Raw genomic sequence first — 17,047 nt, forward strand, 5'->3', positions numbered from 1 at the left:
GTTGAACCGGCGAGGGGTCAGGAGATCTCGACGGTCTCGATCACGACGGGCTCGGCCGGACGGTCGCCGGAGCCGGTGCGCGTTCTGGAGATGGAGTCGACCACCTTCTGGCTGGCCGGGTCCTTGACCTCACCGAAGATGGTGTGGCGGTTGTTCAGGTGCGGAGTGGGGCCGGCCGTGATGAAGAATTGGGAGCCGTTGGTGCCGGGGCCCGCGTTGGCCATGGCCAGGAGGTAGGGGCGGTTGAACTGCAGCTCGGGGTGGAACTCGTCGGCGAACGTGTAGCCGGGGCCGCCACGGCCGTCACCGCGGGGGCAGCCACCCTGGATCATGAAGCCGTCGATCACGCGGTGGAAGGTCAGCCCGTCATAGTACTTGCCCGTGGTGGTCTCACCGGTCTTGGCGTCGGCGTATTCCTTGGTGCCGTTGGCGAGGCCGACGAAGTTCTCGACGGTCTTGGGGGCGTGGTTGTCGAAGAGTTCGATGACGATGTCACCGTGGTTGGTCTTGAGGGTAGCGGTGGTCACGCGCTGTCCTTTCTGAGGATTCACTGGAGGCCCAGTCTGTCAGAAGGGCCGAAACGACTGCGAAGCGCCGGGTGAAGTTGGGCCAATCGTCTTGAGTGGACCCTACAAGCAGGTAGCGTGGAATCTGCTCGATCACGAGCCACAACCATGGGAGGAACTTGTGAGAAGGTCACAAGAACTGAAGAAGGCCGCCGCAGAGACAGCTTCTGCCGCCGCCGTGTATTCAACCGCCGCTCTGAAGGAGGGCCTGGACCGCGCCCAGATCATGCTGGCGGATCTTCAGAAGCAGGCCGCACCCGTCCTGCACGACGCCAAGATCCGGACCGCGGATTACGCGGCCAAGCGTCTCGACGATTTCGAGCCGCACCTGAAGGACGCCATGAGCAAGGTGGCCCCGGCCATCGAAGTCGCGCGGGAGCGGGTCGAGGACGATCTGCTGCCCAAGGTCCAGGGGTTCCTGCACCATGCCGCTGAGCTCCCCGTCGTCGTCGAGGGCGGCAAGCGGGGCAAGGCAGCCCTGAAGGCGCTGAAGGGTGAGTTGGAGCCCGCTCCCAAGAAGAGCGGCTGGCGCACGTTCGGCAAGGTCCTCGCCATCGGCGCCATCGTGGCCGGTGCAGCCGCGGCGGTGCGCCACTTCCTGTCCCCGAAGGACGATGGCTGGACGGCCCATGAACCCTCCAAGGCCTACGTGAACAACAACGACACGTTCTCCAACGCGGCCAAGTTCGCCTCGGACACCGTCGAACCCACCGACGAGGTCGCCGAGCCGGCTGAGGACGAGGTGCAGGCCCAGGACGTGACCACCGAGACCACGCCTCCGGCGTCGGTGGTAGAGGACGCCGCGGCGCCCGGCACTGCCGCTGCCGGCTACGGCGACGGCTCCTACGTCGGCACCGAGCCCCCCGCAGGGTTCACCATCAAGGGCAACGAGCGCTCGAAGAAGTACCACGTCGAAGGCAGCGGCGGCTACGACCGCACCATCGCCGAGGTCTGGTTCAACTCGGAGGAGGCGGCTGAGGCTGCCGGCTTCACGAGGGCGCAGCGCTGACGGCACTGCTCTGATCCCGCCGGGCGCCGACGCATTGTCGGCGCCCGGTTCTATTGTGTAGCCCATGCCCCGCCGTCTGAGTCCCGCCGCCGCACGGCGCATCGCCGTCGACGCCCAGGGCCTGGGACGGCCCCGGAAGGCAGCGGTGGGTCCGGCCGCGCTACGGGCGGTCGTCGCGCGGCTCGGGGTGCTGCAACTGGACACCGTCAACGTCTTCGAGCGCAGCCACTATCTGCCGCTCCTCTCCCGCCTCGGCCCGTATGACCGCGCGGTGCTGGACCGGCTCGTCCACCACGACCAGCGCGCCACCCGGCTGGGCAGCTTCACCGAATACCTCTCCCATGAGGCGGCCATCATGCCCGTGGCAGACTGGCCCCTGTGGGCGTGGCACCGGGCGCGACCCGAGCGGCCCGGCTGGGAGCGCTGGGCGCAGGAGAACGGGCGCCTCATCGACGAGGTGCTGGCCGAGTTCCACCTGTCCGGCCCCATGAGGGTCCGAGACCTCCACCACCCGCTGAACGCCCCCACCAGCGGGGGCTGGTGGAACAAGAACGACGTCTACTGGGCAGCGTCCAGGCTCTTCCGCAAGGGCGACATCGTCGTCGTGGGGCGTGACCGGTTCGAACGGGTCTATGGGGTCGCCGGCGACGTGCTCCCGCCAGAAGCGCGGGTCGCGGTGCCGGAGGACGAGGCCGTCATCGAACTCGTCCGCAGGGCCTCCGTCGCCCACGGTGTGGCCACCCTCGAGGACCTGGCGGATTATCCGCGGATCAAGCGGGCTCCTGCACAGAGGGCGGTCGATGTGCTGGTGGCGCGCGGAGAGCTCGAGCCGGTCGAGGTCGACGGCTGGGCCCGCACGGCGTGGTTGGCCACGGGTCAACGGGTACCACGCTCCGTGACAGCGGCCGCGTTGCTGTCGCCGTTCGACCCCCTGGTGTGGTTCCGCCCGCGCGCCGAGCGGGTGTTCGGTTTCCGCTACCGCATCTCCATCTACACGCCGGCAGAGCAGCGCGAGCACGGCTACTACGTGCTGCCCGTGCTGGTCGACGACGAACTCGTCGGCCGCGTCGATCTCAAGGCCGACAGGCAGGCCGGCGTCCTGCGGGTCCAGCATGCGCATGTGGAGCCGGCCAGCGCCCACCGGCGAGAGGAACTGGCCGCCCGGGTGGCGCCGCTGCTGGCAGAGGCCGCCGAATGGCAGGGTCTGGGCTCCGTGTCGTTCACGGGCCCCGGCACCTGGGTCGCTGCGCTGAAGCCCCACTTCTGAGTTGTCCACAGGAGCCGCCGGCCTGACCCTGTGCGCTCCCTAGTCTCAGGCCATGACCTGGTTCATGGCCCTTGCCACAGCGGCCTCAGCAGGCGCCGTCTGGTGGCTGATCGTTCCGCGGCTGCGCGTCGACGATCCCGACGCGCCGGATTTCGCCGCCCTCGTGTCTTGGCGCACCATGCTGGGCGTGCTCGGCACGGCCGGTGCGGCGTCGGGCGTGCTGTGGCTGGTGCCCACGCACCACCACTGGCTGTGGGTGCCCTACCTGGCCGTGGGTGTACCGCTGGTCGCCATCGACCTGCTCAGTACGTTCCTGCCGAAACGGCTCAACGCCCTCGCCGCCGCGCTGATGGCGGCGGGGCTGGCCGCCACGGCGATCACCGACTGGCGCGGGGCAGCGGCCGCAGCTCTGGGCGCGGCGGCCGCGTTCGTGTTCTTCTACCTGGCCTGGCGGCTCTCGGCGAGCCTGGGCTTCGGCGACGTGCGGCTCGCGCTGCTGATCGGCGCCGTCAGCGGACTGGCCGGTGTGGGTACGTGGACGACGGCGCTGCTGACGGGCACGGCCCTGGGCGCCGTGCACGGCATCGGCCATGCGCTGTGGGCCCGGCGCGACGCCGGCCGCCCAAGGCACTTCCCCTTCGGCCCGGCCCTGTGGCTGGGCCCGTTGGCGGCGGCCACGCTGCAGGTCACCGCTGGGTAGCGGCGACCCACTTCTCCAGCGTCTGCGCGGCGTTCCCCGAATCGATCGCCTCTTGGGCTGCGGCCAGCGTGGGGCGCAGCTGGTCGATGAGCTCGGTGACCGTCGAGATGCCCCGGTAGGCCAGCAGGGCCGCCGCGGCGTTCAGGGCGACGATGTCGCGTACCGGGCCCGGCTTACCGGCCACCAGATCGCGCACCACCTGGGCGTTGTGCGCTGGCGGCCCGCCCTGCAGCTCGAAGGAGGAGGCCGGCTCAAGGCCGAGGTCCCGCGGGTCGAGCACGGTGCGGAAGACCCGGCCCTCGGAGATGAGCCACACATCGGATTCCGACGTCGTGGTGAGCTCGTCGAGGCCGTCGTAGCCGCGGAAGACCATGCCACGGGTGCCGCGCTCCGCCAGCACTCGGGCGATCACCGGCGCGATGTCGTCGTTCGCCACGCCCAGCGCCATGGCCCGGGGCCGGGCCGGGTTGGCCAGCGGGCCGAGGAAGTTGAACGTGGTCTGGATGCCCAGCGCCTTGCGCACGCCGGCCACGTTCTTCATGGCGGGGTGGTAGAGCTGCGCGAAAAGGAAGGCGATGCCGGTCTCTGCCAGGATGCCGGCCTGTTTGGCGGGCTCGACGTCGAGTTTGACGCCCAGCGCCTCCAGCGTGTCGGCGGTGCCGGCCTGGGACGATGCCGCGCGGGACCCGTGCTTGATCACCTTGGCGCCGGCGCCCGCAGCGACGATCGCGGCCATCGTCGAGATGTTGACCGTGTTGGCACGGTCGCCGCCGGTACCGACGACGTCCACCGCGTCGGGGTCGAGCGAGATCGGCGTTGAGTTGGCCAGCATGGCGTCGGCCAGTCCGGAGATCTCGTCCTCGCTCTCCCCCTTGGCGCGCAGCGCGGTCAGCATCGCCGCGATCTGCACCTCCGAGGCACGCCCGGCGAGGATCTCGTTGAGGGCCCATGTGGCCGCGGTCGCCTCAAGACCCTCCCTCCGGACGAGACCGGTCAGGATGTCCGGCCAGGTGTAGCTCGTCGACATCAAGCGACCTGCGCCAGGCGCGCACGGATGAGGTGGGCGGCCTGCTCAGGCATGGTGACCGGATCGATCGGGAAGGGGGTCACCGCCTCGGCGCGGGACCAGGAGGCCAGCCAGGCGTCAGCCTCACGCTTGACCAGCAGCATGATGGGGGCGCTGTCGGCGTACTCCTCCTTGACCTGGTGGGCCAGCCCGAAGCCGCCCGACGGCTGCGCGTCGCCGTCGAAGATCATCAGAGCGTAATCGGTGCCTGCGTCCAGGGTGCGCAGCAGTGCGCCCTGCGTCGCGACCTCGAAGACCTCGATCTGCGGCAGGTCCATGGCCACGCGGCGCCCCAGCGTCAGGCGGATCTGCTCACGCACCAGTCGGTCATCGGAGAACACCAGCACCTTCACGGTCGCATCGCTCATTATCGGTCTTCCTTCGCGTTGTCGCTGTCGACGGTGGGTTGAGATTGTTTCTGGGGGTCATGGTAGCCAAGTCCTTGCGCCCGGGCGCGCCGGGCCTCCTCGCGGTCCAGCGCCCGGTCCACCCGCCGGGCCTCCCTGTTGGAGTCCTTGATCCATTGGATGAAGATCGTGATCATCGCCGCGAACATCGTGAGATCCCCCGTGGCCCACATCAGCGCGCCGGCCCACTCCTGGTCCTGCATGGGCGACAGCCCCCAGGTCCGATCAAAGGAGAGGTACCACTCCTCCGCGATGAGCCGGCTCGAACCCATGATCGTCACCCCGAGGAAGGCGTGGAACGGCATGGTGATGAAGAACAACAGGATCCGGATGGGGTACGGCATCTTGATGGGCACCGGGTCCACGCCCAGGAGCGGGAAGAAGAACAGCACCCCCATGGTCACCAGGAACAGGTGGAGTAGGTCGTGCGCGACGTCGTTGGTGAGGGTGATCTCGTAGAGGCCGCTCATGTAGAGGCCGAAGGGGTAGATGACCATCAGGCCCGTGGTGAGCGGGGGGAACATCACGACCTTCCCGAACCAGGAATGCAGCACCTTCAGCAACAGCGCCCGCGACCCCTTGGGCAGGGCGCGCAGCGCAAGCGTCACGGGCGCCCCGAAGACGATGAAGACCGGCGCGATCATGCTGAACAACATGTGCTGCACCATGTGCGACCAGAACAGGACGGTGTCGTATACCCCGAGGAAAGAGAAGGTGCCCACCGCGATGGACCCCAGGCCCAGCACGACGAAGCTGATGGTGCGCATCAGGGGCCACTTGTCGCCGCGCCGCCTCAGCCGCTGCACTCCCCACAGGTACAGGCCGCCCGCGACGAGCAGTCCGATGACGGCGCCGAGGGGGAATTCCCAGGCGGTGAAGAACCGGGCTCCGACGAGGGGAATGATGTCGTCGTCGGGCTTGGCGTGCATCGGCAGGAGTGCCAAGGAGCCGGTAAACATGTGGCGCATTATCGCATAGCCGCTTTCGAGGATTCGGTGGGGGTGGTCCCAATGTTCGTGCCTGGCGTGACCTATGGGGCTTTTGAGGCAATAATGACCCCGTGGCCACGAATCATGAACTCATCCAAGCACCATCGGAGCTGCCGACCGGCGCCATCCATCAGGTGCCGCCTGCCCGGCTGAACAAGCCCTACGGACGTCCCGACGTGACCGCCATCGGCGTGATCGTGTGGCTGGCGAGCGAACTGATGTTCTTCGGCGCCATCTTCGCCGCCTACTTCTGGACCCGCTCCATGGCGGCGGACGCCGCCGCAGCCGCCGGCGTCCCGTCCATGTGGGCCACGGAGAGTGCGCACCTCGACCTGCTGTTCGCCAGCATCAACACCACCATCCTGGTGCTGAGCTCGGTGACCATCCAGCTGGGCGCCAACGCCGCCGAGGCAGGCCGGGTCAACGGTTCCTGGGTGAACCCGCTGAAGTGGGGCGTGCGCCAAGGCTTCATCATCTCGGCCATCCTCGGCTCGATCTTCGTCGCCGGCCAGGTCTGGGAGTACTTCACCCTCTTCAACGAGGGCATCAGCATCTCCACCAACCAGTACTGGTCGCTGTTCTTCATCGCAACCGGTATCCACGGCATCCACGTGTTCGGTGGCGTCGTGGCCATGTGGTACGTGCTGGCCCGCTCCTACATGACCCGCATCCACACCCACGAGCAGACGGTCCACGCCCACGTCGTGTCCTACTACTGGCACTTCGTCGACGTCATCTGGATCGCCCTGTTCGGCGTCCTCTACTTCCTCCGCTAAGACCGAGACCGGGAGTTTCATTTCAGTGAAGAAATCAACCAACCTCAGGCGGCATGCTGCAGCGCGGCCACTGCTGCTGATCTTGGCCCTCCTCGTCGTCGGCCTCAGCTACTCGGTCGTGAGCCCGCCACGCTCCTCGGCGGAGACGGAGACCACCCTGCAGATCGAGCAGGGCAAGGACATCTACATGACCACTTGCTCCTCCTGCCACGGTCTGGGCGGCGAGGGCACGACGCAGGGCCCCAGCCTCATCGGCGTGGGCGCGGCCTCGGTCGACTTCCAGATGGGGACCGGCCGCATGCCGGCCTCCCGCCTCGAAGCACAGATCCGCGCGCGCAAGGTCAACTACACGCAGGAGCAGATCGAAGCGGTGGCGGCCTATGTCGCCTCGCTCGGCGCAGGCCCGGCCATTCCCGAGGAGTCGCAGTACTCCCTCGACGCGCTGAACCAGGGCGACGACGAGAAGGCGCTGGCAGTGGCTCGCGGCGGCGCCCTGTTCCGCGCGAACTGCTCTGCCTGCCACGGTGTCGTCGGCGGCGGCGGCGCCATGCCCGAAGGCAAGTTCGCCCCCAACCTGACGGAAACGGCACCCGTGCACATCTACGAAGCGGTCCGCACCGGCCCGCAGCAGATGCCGTCGTTCTCCAAGGACGTCCTCACGGACGAGAGCGTGAGTGAGATCATCGCTTACCTCGAGGCTGCCGACGAGCAGCCCAACTACGGCGGTCTGACCATGGGCGACGCCGGCCCTGTCTCCGAGGGCTGGTGGATCTTCATCATCGGCATCGGCGGCCTCTCGATTGTTGCCCTGTGGATTGCACGGAAGGGGGCTCGCGCCCGATGAGCTGGAAGAATCTGCCCGTCCAGGATCCTGACCGGGGTCACAGCGTCACTGATCCCGGCATGGAGGAGCACATCGAGCGCTTCACCGACGCCGACAAGGGCGCCGGTAACCGTGCCTACCTGGCCATCCTCGCCATGCTCGGCCTCGTCCCCGTGCTGGCGATCGCCTTCGTGGTGATCTACTTCGCCGTCCCGCGCCGGGCCTACATCGACTTCGGCTGGCTGAAGGCCAGCGCGATGAACGTCGGCCTGGGCGTCACCGCCGGCCTCGCCGTGCTGCTCATCGGCCTGGCCGTCATCCAGTGGTCCCGCGTCCTGATGGGCGACCACGAGTCCGTGGATCCCCGGCACAGCGCCGCCACCTCCCCGGAGGACCGCGCGATCGTCGCCCAGAACTGGCGCGACGGCGTGGAGCAGTCGGCCATCAAGCGTCGCCCGCTCATCCTCGGCGCCCTGGGCGGTGCCCTCGGCATCGCCGTGGTGCCGGCCGTCGTGTTGCTGGCCGACATGGGGCCGCACCCCACCCGCCGCGTCCGCGAGCAGACCATCGAGAAGACCATCTGGGCCAACCAGGTGCGCCTCGTCAACGACGAGAACTGGGTGGAGCTGCGCCCGGAGCACCTCGAGGTCGGCCAACTGGTCAACGCCCAGCCCGCCACGCTGCGCGAGCTGGAGGGCGTCGAGGCCCACCAGGCGAAGGCCAAGGCCGCGATCATCGTGGTGCGCATGGATCCCCAGTCGATCACCATCCCGCCGTCGCGGCAGGACTGGCAGGTGTCGGGCATCCTGGCGTACTCGAAGATCTGCACCCACGTCGGCTGCCCCATCTCGCTGTGGGAGCGCCAGACCCACCATCTGCTGTGCCCCTGCCACCAGTCGACCTTCGACCTCGGCAACAGCGGCACCGTCGTGTTCGGCCCCGCGGCCCGCTCGCTCCCCCAGCTGCCCATCTCCGTGGACGACGAGGGCTACCTCATCGCGACGAGCGACTTCACGGTGCCTGTCGGGCCGAGCTACTTCGAGCGCGACTCGCGCAATGACTTCCAGGACGGAGACCAGTAATGGCCAAGCCAACGAGCGTCGTCGACACGTCGTCCTCGGTCGAGGCCCACGAGGCCCCCACCCAGAAGACCAACAGCACCCCTGGCGTCCTCGGCTGGGCCGACGACCGGCTGGGGCTGGGCAAGCTGGGCCGCACCGGCCTGCGCAAGGTCTTCCCGGACCACTGGTCGTTCCTGCTGGGCGAGATCGCCCTGTACTCGTTCATCGTGCTGCTGCTGACCGGTGTCTTCCTGACCATCTGGTTCAAGCCCTCGATGGCGGAGATCCACTACGACGGCTCCTACCAGCTGATGAAGGGCATGCCGATCTCGGAGGCCTTCGCCTCAACGCTGAACATCTCGTTCGACGTGCGCGGCGGCCTCCTGGTCCGTCAGATCCACCACTGGGCAGCACTGCTGTTCGTGGCGGCCTCGACGGTGCACATGCTGCGCGTGTTCTTCACGGGCGCGTTCCGCAAGCCGCGTGAGATCAACTGGCTCATCGGCGTCGGCCTGCTGTCCATGGGCCTGATGGCAGGCTTCACCGGTTACTCGCTGCCCGATGACCTCCTCTCGGGCACCGGCCTGCGCTTCGTCGACGGCCTGATCCGCTCGATCCCGGTCATCGGTACGTGGGCGGAGTTCTTCGTCTTCGGCGGCGAGTTCCCCGGCAGCCTCATCATCCCCCGCCTGTACATGGCGCACATCCTGCTGATCCCCGGCCTGCTGCTCGGCCTCATCTCCGCGCACCTGGCGCTCGTGGTCTACCACAAGCACACCCAGTACCCCGGCCCCGGCCGCACGGAGAACAACGTCGTCGGCTACCCGCTGTTCCCGGTCTACATGGCCAAGGCCGGCGGCTTCTTCTTCATCGTGTTCGGGTTCCTCGTGCTCATGGGCGGCCTGTTCCAGATCAACCCGGTGTGGGCCTACGGCCCGTACGACCCGGCCAAGGTCACCGCGGGTTCGCAGCCTGACTGGTACATGGGCTTCGTCGAGGGCGCGCTGCGCCTCATCCCGCCCTTCTGGGAATCACACTGGGGCGGCACCACCTGGACCTGGGGCGTGTTCCTCCCCGGGGTGGGCATGATGGGCATCCTGTTCACGCTGCTCGGAGTCTGGCCGTTCGTCGAACGCTGGCTCACGGGAGACGACCGCGAACACCACCTGCTGGACCGCCCGCGCAACGCGCCGACGCGGACCGCGCTCGGTGTGGCAGGCATGGCGGCCTACGGGCTGTTCTGGATCGGCGGCGCCAACGACATCATCGCCACCCGGTTCTCCCTGAGCCTCAACGCGATCACGATCTTCCTGCGCGTCGCCGTGTTCCTCGGGCCGATCATCGCGTTCATCATCACCAAGCGCATCTGCCTGGGTCTCCAGCGCGCTGACCGCGAACGGGCCCTCCACGGCTCTGAGGACGGCGTCATCGTCCGGAGCCCGGACGGCGGCTACTCGGAGTCGCACGTCCCCGTCGGCACGCATGAGCAGTTCGCGCTCACGCAGCACCTGCAGCACCCGGTGCTCGCGCCCGGCGGCGACACGGATGCGTCGGGGGTCGCCCGCAAGGGCGGTATCAGCAGGCTGCGCGCGCGGTTGTCCCGCTGGTACCTCGGCCATGAGATCGCCAAGCCCACGGCCGTTGAACTCACGGACGGCCACCACGGCGAACTCGAGGTCGGGCGCCACGGGGAGCTCCCGGCGCACGACGATGACGACGACCGCGACACCCCGGTGCTCGAAGGCTCGACGCGTCACTGACCGCACCACCCACAGAATCGGCGCCGCCCACAGGGCGGCGCCGATTCTGTTCTCCCCTGCCGCGAAGGTAGAATCCAGGCGTGCGATTTCTCCATGGCGACCCCTCGTATGACCTGACTTACAGCGACGTCTTCATGGTCCCGAGCCGCTCCGGCGTGAGTTCCCGCCTCGACGTGGACCTCACCTCCTCAGACGGCCTCGCCACCCCCACCCCGCTGGTGGCCGCCAACATGACGGCGGTCTCCGGTCGCCGCATGGCAGAGACGATGGCCCGCCGCGGCGGCCTCGCGATCTTCCCGCAGGACATCCCCACCGACGTGGTGGCCGAGTCCATCACCAAGGTGAAGGATTCCCACCTGGTGTTCGACACTGCAGTTACCGTGTCGCTCTCCACCACCGTCGGCATGATTCTTCAGCTCATCCCCAAGCGGTCCCACGGTGTCGCGGTCGTCGTCGACTCCAACCGCAAGGTGCTCGGTGTGGTGCACCCGCGGGCGGCTGAGGGCTCAGACCGCTTCGCGCAGGCCCGCGACGTGATGACCACCGACGTGACTGTCCTGTCGGCGGACACCGCTGCGTCGGACGTGTTCGCCACCCTCTCCGAGCACCACCAGAAGGTCGCGATCGCCGTCGACTCGGAGGAGCGCCTCGTCGGCGTGATGACCCCCGAGGGCGCGCTGCGTTCCGGCATCTACTCCCCCGCCGTGGACCACGAGGGCAGGCTCCGCGCCGGCGTCGCCGTCGGCATCAACGGCGACATCGCCGCCAAGGTCCGTGCCGCGCTGGACGCCCGCGCGGACGTGCTCGTCATGGACACCGCGCACGGCCATCAGGAGAAGATGATCAGCGCCCTGAGCACCGCCCGCGGAGAGCGCGACCGCTTCGAGGCGGAGACGGGCCGACGCATCCTGATCGTGGCCGGCAACGTGGTCACCACGGACGGCTGCCACGACCTCATCGAGGCTGGCGCCGACATCCTCAAGGTGGGCGTCGGGCCCGGCGCCATGTGCACCACCCGCATGCAGACGGGCGTGGGCCGCCCGCAGTTCTCCGCCGTCCTGGAGTGCGCAGCCGCCGCGCGCGAGCACGGGAAGTCCATCTGGGCCGACGGCGGGGTCCGCCACCCGCGCGACGTCGCACTGGCGCTGGCGGCCGACGCCGGTTCGGTGATGATCGGCTCCTGGTTCGCCGGCACGCACGAGTCCACCGGCGACCACCTCGTCGACTCCGAGGGCAAGATGTTCAAGGAGTCTTTCGGCATGGCCTCGGCCCGCGCGGTGCGCAACCGCACCCGTGAGCAGTCCGCCTACCAGCGGGCCCGCGCGGCGATGTTCGAGGAGGGCATCTCGGCCTCGCGCATGTACCTCGACCCCCGCCGTCCGGGCGTCGAGGACCTCATCGACTGGATCACGAGCGGCGTGCGCTCGTCGTGCACGTACGCGGGTGCCCGCAGCCTGCACGAGTTCGCCGAGCGCGCCGTCGTCGGCGTCCAGAGCGGGAGCGGCTACGAGGAAGGCCGCCCGCTCGACCGGAGCTGGTGACCTTGACGGGGCGTCAGCGCTGACGACGGCGGAAGCGCGGCTTGAGGCGGATGTCCGGCAGGGGCGGTGCCTCCAACTTCCGTAGGGCGCCGCGGTAACCGCAGACCCCGCCGAAGCGGTCGTCGTCGCGCTGCCAGGCGTCGCGCAACTCGACGATCTCCTCGTGGCTGCGCCCGATGAAGTTCCACCACATGACGATCCCCTCCTCGAAGGGGGTGCCACCCAGCAGCATCACGCGCGCCGGCTTGTCGCTCGGGTTCGACAGCCGGAGGTGGTTCAGGCCGGCGTCGCGGACGCCCATGACGTCCTTGTTGATCTCCACGCCGTCCATCTCCACCACGCCCGAATCCACCAGCACACCGTGCTCGAACGAGCGGTCCACCTCGAACTCCCAGTCGGCGCCCGGACGCAGGATGATCTCCGCACCGAGCAGCGGCGTCTCCGTGGAGATGGGCGACGCGTCGCCCACCAGCGAACCCACCATCACCTTGGCCGTGCCGCCGGGGATGTCGAGGAGTTCCGGGCGGTGGTGCTGGAAACCACGGTGCGTGTCCTTGGCGTGCTCCGGAAGAACCACCCACAACTGCACACCGTGCAGGAACTCCGTTTGGGGGGTCGACACCTCGGAGTGCGAGATGCCGTGCCCGGACGTCATCAGGTTCACCTCGCCGGGCCGCACCAGGTCATGGACGCCGCCCGAGTCGCGATGCTCGATCTCGCCGTCGAACAGCCAGCTCACCGTCTGCAGCGAGGTGTGCGGATGGGGGGCCACGTCCATGCCGCAGGTGGCCTCCACCAGGTTGGGGCCGTAGTGGTCCGCGAAACACCACGCGCCGACGAACGAGCGTTCGAGTTGAGGGATGGTGCGTCGCACCGTCATGGCGCTGGGGCCCTCGCCCAGGCTCACCATCCGGGGCTGGAGTTGCTGGATCTCGGTGGGTCCGTGGTCCTCGTGCCCGCAGCCCAGCAGTTGGGGAGAGGTCTCGGTGTTGCTCATGAAGCCACGTTACCCGTCGCCCCCGGGCCCCAGCCCTAGACTGCTGGACATGGTTGACGCGATCCGGGCATTCTTCGGCATGGATGAGGACTACGTCAGGCCCTCCCCCACGCGGCCCGCGTTCGGCGACATAGCCGTGGCCTCGCTGCTCTGCATCATCTCGATGGCCACGGTGATGGTGTACTCAGAGATCGACGACATCAAGGACCACGTCGACGTGTGGCCGTCGCTGGGCGCCATCGCGCTGGCGGGGGTGTTGCTCGCGTACCGGCGGGTCTTCCCGATCACGGTCATGCTGCTGCTCACCGGCGTGCATTTCATCGTCGTGGGCAGCCTGTGGCCGGTCGTGTCCAGCACCCCGAGCATGCAGATCGTCTACTTCCTCGGCATCTACACCGCGCTGGCCTATGCGAAGCGCCGCGACACCCTCGCGCTCGCCGCCGGCGCCGTGGTCTTGGCCATGACGGTGTGGCTGATCGTGGACGACAGCTACAACCGCTCCATCAGTCCAGCCGAGTTCCATCCGACGGCGTGGTATTACGCGGCCACCCTGCTGATCAACGCTGCGTACTTCGGCGGCGCCATGTGGTTGGGCCGCAATGCCTGGCGGCAGGCCCGCGACGCCCACGACCTGGATGAGTCCAAGGCGCTGGTCACGCAGCAGGCACATCAACTCGCCGACCAGGCGGTGCTGGCGGAACGGCTGCGGATCGCCCGTGACCTGCACGATTCGGTCGTGCACCACATCTCGCTGATCGGTATCCAGACCGCCGCTGCCCGCCGGGCGATGGACGCCCAGCCGGAGTTGGCCGCCGAGGCGCTCGTCGAGGTCGAGGAGATGTCCCGCAGCGCCGTCTCGGAGCTGCGCACCCTGCTGGGCTCGCTCCGCGACGTCTCTCCCACCGCGGGGGCCGGCAGCTCCCTGGAGGCCCTCGAGGCGCTGTGTGAGGAGGCCTCGGGCGAGGGTCTCGACGTGAGCTACGAACTCGTCGGCGACCCCTCGGGGGCCGCCGAGCTCACCACCACCCAGAGCGGCGCCCTCCTGCGCATCGCACAGGAGGCCCTCACCAACGTCCGTCGGCATTCGACGGCGGACCACGCCCGCGTGGTGGTCCGGCTCGGCGACACCACTGAAGTCGAGATCACCGACGACGGGATGCCCGTGCACTGCACCGCCGGCTCGGGCCTCGGCCACGTCGGCATGCGCGAGCGGATCGCCGCCCTGGGCGGCACGATCGACATCGGCCCCCGGGCCACCCGTGGCTACCGCGTCCACGCCGTCCTCCCACGAAGGGTTTGATCACCACCATGATCCGAGTCGCACTCGTCGACGACCAGGCGCTCGTGCGCCGCGCCTTCTCCCTGATGCTGAGCGTGGAGGACGACCTCGAACTCGTCGGGCAGGCGGCCGATGGGCAGGCCGCCGTCGAGCTGGCCACCGCCACCTCCCCACATGTCATGTTGATGGACATCGAGATGCCGCGGATGAACGGGCTCGAGGCCACCCGCGCCGTGCGCGCCGCGGGCGACACCCAGGTGATCATCCTGACCACCTTCGACCGCGACGACTACCTGTTCGAGGCCCTCGACGCGGGGGCCGCCGGGTTCCTGCTCAAGAACTGCGAACCTGAGCGCCTGCTGGAGGCCATCCGCACCGTCGCCGACGGCGGGGCGCTGCTCGCGCCGGAGGTCACCCGCCGCGTCATCGAGCAGGCCGTGCAGGTCGTGCACCACCTCACCGAACCCCATCCTGCCGTCGCGCGGTTGACCCAACGGGAGCTGGATGTGCTGGCCGCCTTGGCGCAGGGGCTGAGCAACGCGGAGATCGCGCGCGACCTGTATGTGAGCGAGGCCACCGTGAAGAGCCACGTCTCCAGCTGCCTCGCCAAGCTCGGCGTGCGGGACCGGGTGCAGGCCGTCATCTTCGCGTTCGAGCATGGCCTGACCCGATCTCATCCGAAGGGATGAGGGCTGCCGACGAAGATGTGGCCGCGCGGGCGATGTCCTGACAAACGGACATCCGGCAGGCTGGTGCCATGCTCGAAATCCACTCTGTCACCCGAACATTCGGTGATCTCACGGCCCTGAACGACGTGTCGTTCAGCGTCCCCGACGGCCGGTTCACCGGCTTCGTCGGGGGCAACGGCGCCGGCAAGACCACCACCATGCGCATCATCATGGGGGTGCTATCCCCCACCTCCGGCGAGGTCATGTGGGATGGCCACCCCATCACCGCCGACGACCGCGCGCAGTTCGGCTACATGCCCGAAGAGCGTGGGCTCTACCCCAAGCAACCCATCCTCGGGCAGCTCGCCTACCTCGGGGAGCTCCACGGCATGACGGCCGCCGACGCAAAGGCCGCCGCCCGGCAACTGCTGGAGCGGTTCAACCTCGGCGAGAGGACCGGCGACAAGCTGGAGAAGCTGTCGCTGGGCAATCAGCAGCGGGTCCAGATCGCGGGCGCCGTGATCGCCTCACCCAAGGCCCTCGTGCTGGACGAGCCGTTCAGCGGCCTGGACCCTGAGGCGGTCGACGAGATGTTCGCGCTCCTCACTGAGTTCACCAAGCGCGGCGTGCCGGTGCTGTTCTCGTCGCACCAGCTCGAACTGGTGGAGCGGTTGTGCCACCAGATCGTGATCCTGCGCAAGGGAGAGGTGATCGCCTCCGGCAGCGTGGAGGCGCTGCGTTCGGCCGGGCCGAAGCACCATCGGATCCTGGCCGGCGCGGACCTGGGCTGGCTCCGCCACGAGGGCGGCGTCACCGTCATCGACCTCGACGGCCCGCAGGCGGAGGTTGCCTTCGCCGACGACAGCGTGGCCCAGCGCGTGCTCGCTGAGGCCATCAGCAGGGGGAGCGTCCATTCCTTCGGGCCGATCGTGCGGCCCCTCAGCGAGTACTACCGAGAGGTTTCCCGATGACCGACACCCCCCGCACCCGCACCTCACCCTGGATCATCGTCGCCAAGCGCGAGATCCTGGTGCAGCTGACGGACCGCGCCTTCTGGATCGGCACGCTCACCACCATCGCCCTCATCGCACTCGGCTTCATCTTCGGCGGGTTGCTCGGGGGCGATTCCTCCGAGACCAAGGTGGCCGTGTCCTCCGACGCCGCTGCCACCGTCGTGGCGATGGCGCAGGAGGAGGGAAGCGGCAACTACACCGCCCTGCGCGTGCCGGAGGCCGATGTCATGGCCACCGTCGAGGAGGGCGATGCCTCGGCCGCGCTGACCCATTCGGAGGCCGACGGCTGGCAGCTCACCGTCAAGGACCTCTTCGAGGCACCGGATCTCCGCGCCGCCGTCGCTGACTACCAGATGGGCGTCAACGCCGCCGAGCACAACCTGGATCTGGCCGCGATCAGCGCGGGCACCGAGCTCGAACTCGTGACGATGGAAGACGAGGAGGGCCAGGGGATGGCCGTCATCATCTCCACCATCGCCTTCGCCCTGCTCTTCATGATGTCGGCAATGACGTTCGGCATGCAGATCGCCAACTCGGTGGTCACGGAGAAAGAGTCGCGCATTGTCGAGATCCTCGCCGCCGCCATCCCCACCCGGCAGCTGCTCCTCGGCAAGGTGGTGGGCAGCACGATCATGGCGCTGGCCCAGGTGGTGTTGATCGCCGCCACGGCCCTCGTCGGCCTCTCGCTGTCCGAATGGAGCAGCATGGTGGGCCTCGTCACGCCCGTCGTCGGCTGGTTCGTCCTGTTCTTCCTGGTTGGCTTCGCGTCGTTGGCGTGCCTGTGGGCCGCTGCCGGCGCCATGGCGACCCGCCATCAGGACCTCAACCAGACCACCACGCCCCTGATGACGATCGTGATGCTGGTCTACATGGCCGGCTTCCTCGCACGTGGCGACGTGGCGCACGTCCTCAGCTACGTGCCGATCGCCTCCACCGTATCGATGCCCGGCCGCCTCCTCAGCGGGGAGTCCACCTGGCTCGACGCTGGTCTGGCGATGGTCGTGGCCGTGGCGTTCATGGCGCTGTGCATCTGGCTCGGCTCGAAGATCTACCGCCGGGCCCTGATGCAGACCGGCTCCGTCCTGTCCTGGAAGGACGCCCTCCGGCGCCAAGCCGCCTGAGGCT

17 protein-coding genes are annotated in these 17,047 nt (G+C 68.5%); 12 read left to right on the top strand and 5 right to left on the bottom strand.

Annotated elements, in window-relative coordinates:
- Window positions 1–17: 17 nt before the first annotated feature.
- The gene (locus J7D54_RS09500) at window positions 18–527 is read right to left on the bottom strand and encodes a peptidylprolyl isomerase (protein WP_182763659.1); all 510 of its coding nucleotides are present in this window, start codon (window positions 525–527) and stop codon (window positions 18–20) included.
- 160 nt (window positions 528–687) lie between these two features.
- Here J7D54_RS09500 and J7D54_RS14460 point away from each other — a divergent pair, with 160 nt between their 5' ends.
- The 3 genes from J7D54_RS14460 (at window position 688) to J7D54_RS09515 (ending at window position 3,542) form a co-directional block, all read left to right on the top strand.
- Window positions 688–1,575, top strand: a complete 888-nt coding sequence (locus J7D54_RS14460) for a hypothetical protein (RefSeq protein ID WP_182763660.1) — start codon at window positions 688–690, stop codon at window positions 1,573–1,575.
- 64 nt (window positions 1,576–1,639) lie between these two features.
- Entirely contained in the window at window positions 1,640–2,842 is a 1,203-nt protein-coding gene (locus J7D54_RS09510; protein ID WP_182763661.1) for a winged helix-turn-helix domain-containing protein, read from the top strand.
- Window positions 2,843–2,894: 52 nt separating this feature from the next.
- On the top strand, window positions 2,895–3,542 hold the full coding sequence (locus J7D54_RS09515; RefSeq protein WP_182763662.1) for a prepilin peptidase: 648 nt from the start codon (window positions 2,895–2,897) through the stop codon (window positions 3,540–3,542).
- On the opposite strand, the gene trpD is transcribed toward J7D54_RS09515, so the two are convergent.
- Genes trpD through J7D54_RS09530 form a run of 3 tightly spaced genes read right to left on the bottom strand, consistent with a single transcriptional unit; the run spans window position 3,529 to window position 5,974 of the window.
- The gene (gene trpD, locus J7D54_RS09520) at window positions 3,529–4,569 is read right to left on the bottom strand and encodes an anthranilate phosphoribosyltransferase (protein WP_076058197.1); all 1,041 of its coding nucleotides are present in this window, start codon (window positions 4,567–4,569) and stop codon (window positions 3,529–3,531) included. The genes J7D54_RS09515 and trpD overlap by 14 nt on opposite strands.
- A complete protein-coding gene (locus tag J7D54_RS09525) occupies window positions 4,569–4,976 on the bottom strand; it encodes a response regulator (RefSeq protein ID WP_182763663.1) in 408 nt (135 codons plus the stop codon). Before J7D54_RS09525 ends, trpD begins: the two co-directional genes overlap by 1 nt.
- Window positions 4,976–5,974, bottom strand: coding sequence for a cytochrome c oxidase assembly protein (locus tag J7D54_RS09530; RefSeq protein ID WP_182763664.1), 999 nt, complete (start codon window positions 5,972–5,974; stop codon window positions 4,976–4,978). The genes J7D54_RS09525 and J7D54_RS09530 overlap by 1 nt, the downstream gene beginning before the upstream one ends.
- A 215-nt stretch (window positions 5,975–6,189) precedes the next feature.
- Between J7D54_RS09530 and J7D54_RS09535 the strand changes: the two genes are divergently transcribed.
- The 5 genes from J7D54_RS09535 (at window position 6,190) to J7D54_RS09555 (ending at window position 11,965) form a co-directional block, all read left to right on the top strand.
- A complete protein-coding gene (locus J7D54_RS09535) occupies window positions 6,190–6,780 on the top strand; it encodes a cytochrome c oxidase subunit 3 (RefSeq protein ID WP_182763707.1) in 591 nt (196 codons plus the stop codon).
- Window positions 6,781–6,805: 25 nt separating this feature from the next.
- The gene (locus J7D54_RS09540; protein WP_076058189.1) at window positions 6,806–7,624 is read left to right on the top strand and encodes a c-type cytochrome; all 819 of its coding nucleotides are present in this window, start codon (window positions 6,806–6,808) and stop codon (window positions 7,622–7,624) included.
- Entirely contained in the window at window positions 7,621–8,685 is a 1,065-nt protein-coding gene (locus J7D54_RS09545) for a ubiquinol-cytochrome c reductase iron-sulfur subunit (RefSeq protein WP_182763665.1), read from the top strand. Before J7D54_RS09540 ends, J7D54_RS09545 begins: the two co-directional genes overlap by 4 nt.
- Complete coding sequence (locus J7D54_RS09550; protein ID WP_083665289.1) at window positions 8,685–10,424, top strand: ubiquinol-cytochrome c reductase cytochrome b subunit; 1,740 nt, start codon at window positions 8,685–8,687, stop codon at window positions 10,422–10,424. The genes J7D54_RS09545 and J7D54_RS09550 overlap by 1 nt, the downstream gene beginning before the upstream one ends.
- Window positions 10,425–10,504: 80 nt before the next feature.
- Window positions 10,505–11,965, top strand: a complete 1,461-nt coding sequence (locus J7D54_RS09555) for a GuaB1 family IMP dehydrogenase-related protein (RefSeq protein WP_182763708.1) — start codon at window positions 10,505–10,507, stop codon at window positions 11,963–11,965.
- A gap of 13 nt (window positions 11,966–11,978) precedes the next feature.
- Here J7D54_RS09555 and J7D54_RS09560 read toward each other — a convergent pair whose 3' ends face one another.
- A complete protein-coding gene (locus J7D54_RS09560) occupies window positions 11,979–12,962 on the bottom strand; it encodes a pirin family protein (RefSeq protein WP_182763709.1) in 984 nt (327 codons plus the stop codon).
- A gap of 49 nt (window positions 12,963–13,011) precedes the next feature.
- Here J7D54_RS09560 and J7D54_RS09565 point away from each other — a divergent pair, with 49 nt between their 5' ends.
- The 4 genes from J7D54_RS09565 to J7D54_RS09580 all read left to right on the top strand — a co-directional run bounded on the left by J7D54_RS09565 (window position 13,012) and on the right by J7D54_RS09580 (window position 17,043).
- A complete protein-coding gene (locus J7D54_RS09565) occupies window positions 13,012–14,262 on the top strand; it encodes a sensor histidine kinase (protein ID WP_182763710.1) in 1,251 nt (416 codons plus the stop codon).
- Between the two features lie 8 nt (window positions 14,263–14,270).
- Window positions 14,271–14,930 carry a response regulator transcription factor gene (locus J7D54_RS09570; protein WP_182763711.1) on the top strand — a complete coding sequence of 220 codons (660 nt, stop codon included), beginning with the start codon at window positions 14,271–14,273 and terminating at the stop codon, window positions 14,928–14,930.
- 68 nt (window positions 14,931–14,998) lie between these two features.
- Window positions 14,999–15,880 carry an ABC transporter ATP-binding protein gene (locus tag J7D54_RS09575; protein WP_182763712.1) on the top strand — a complete coding sequence of 294 codons (882 nt, stop codon included), beginning with the start codon at window positions 14,999–15,001 and terminating at the stop codon, window positions 15,878–15,880.
- Complete coding sequence (locus J7D54_RS09580; protein WP_182763713.1) at window positions 15,877–17,043, top strand: ABC transporter permease; 1,167 nt, start codon at window positions 15,877–15,879, stop codon at window positions 17,041–17,043. The genes J7D54_RS09575 and J7D54_RS09580 overlap by 4 nt, the downstream gene beginning before the upstream one ends.
- Window positions 17,044–17,047: the final 4 nt, after the last annotated feature.

It is taken from the genome of Tessaracoccus sp. MC1865, assembly GCF_017815535.1.
Classification (GTDB): Bacteria; Actinomycetota; Actinomycetes; order Propionibacteriales; family Propionibacteriaceae; genus Arachnia.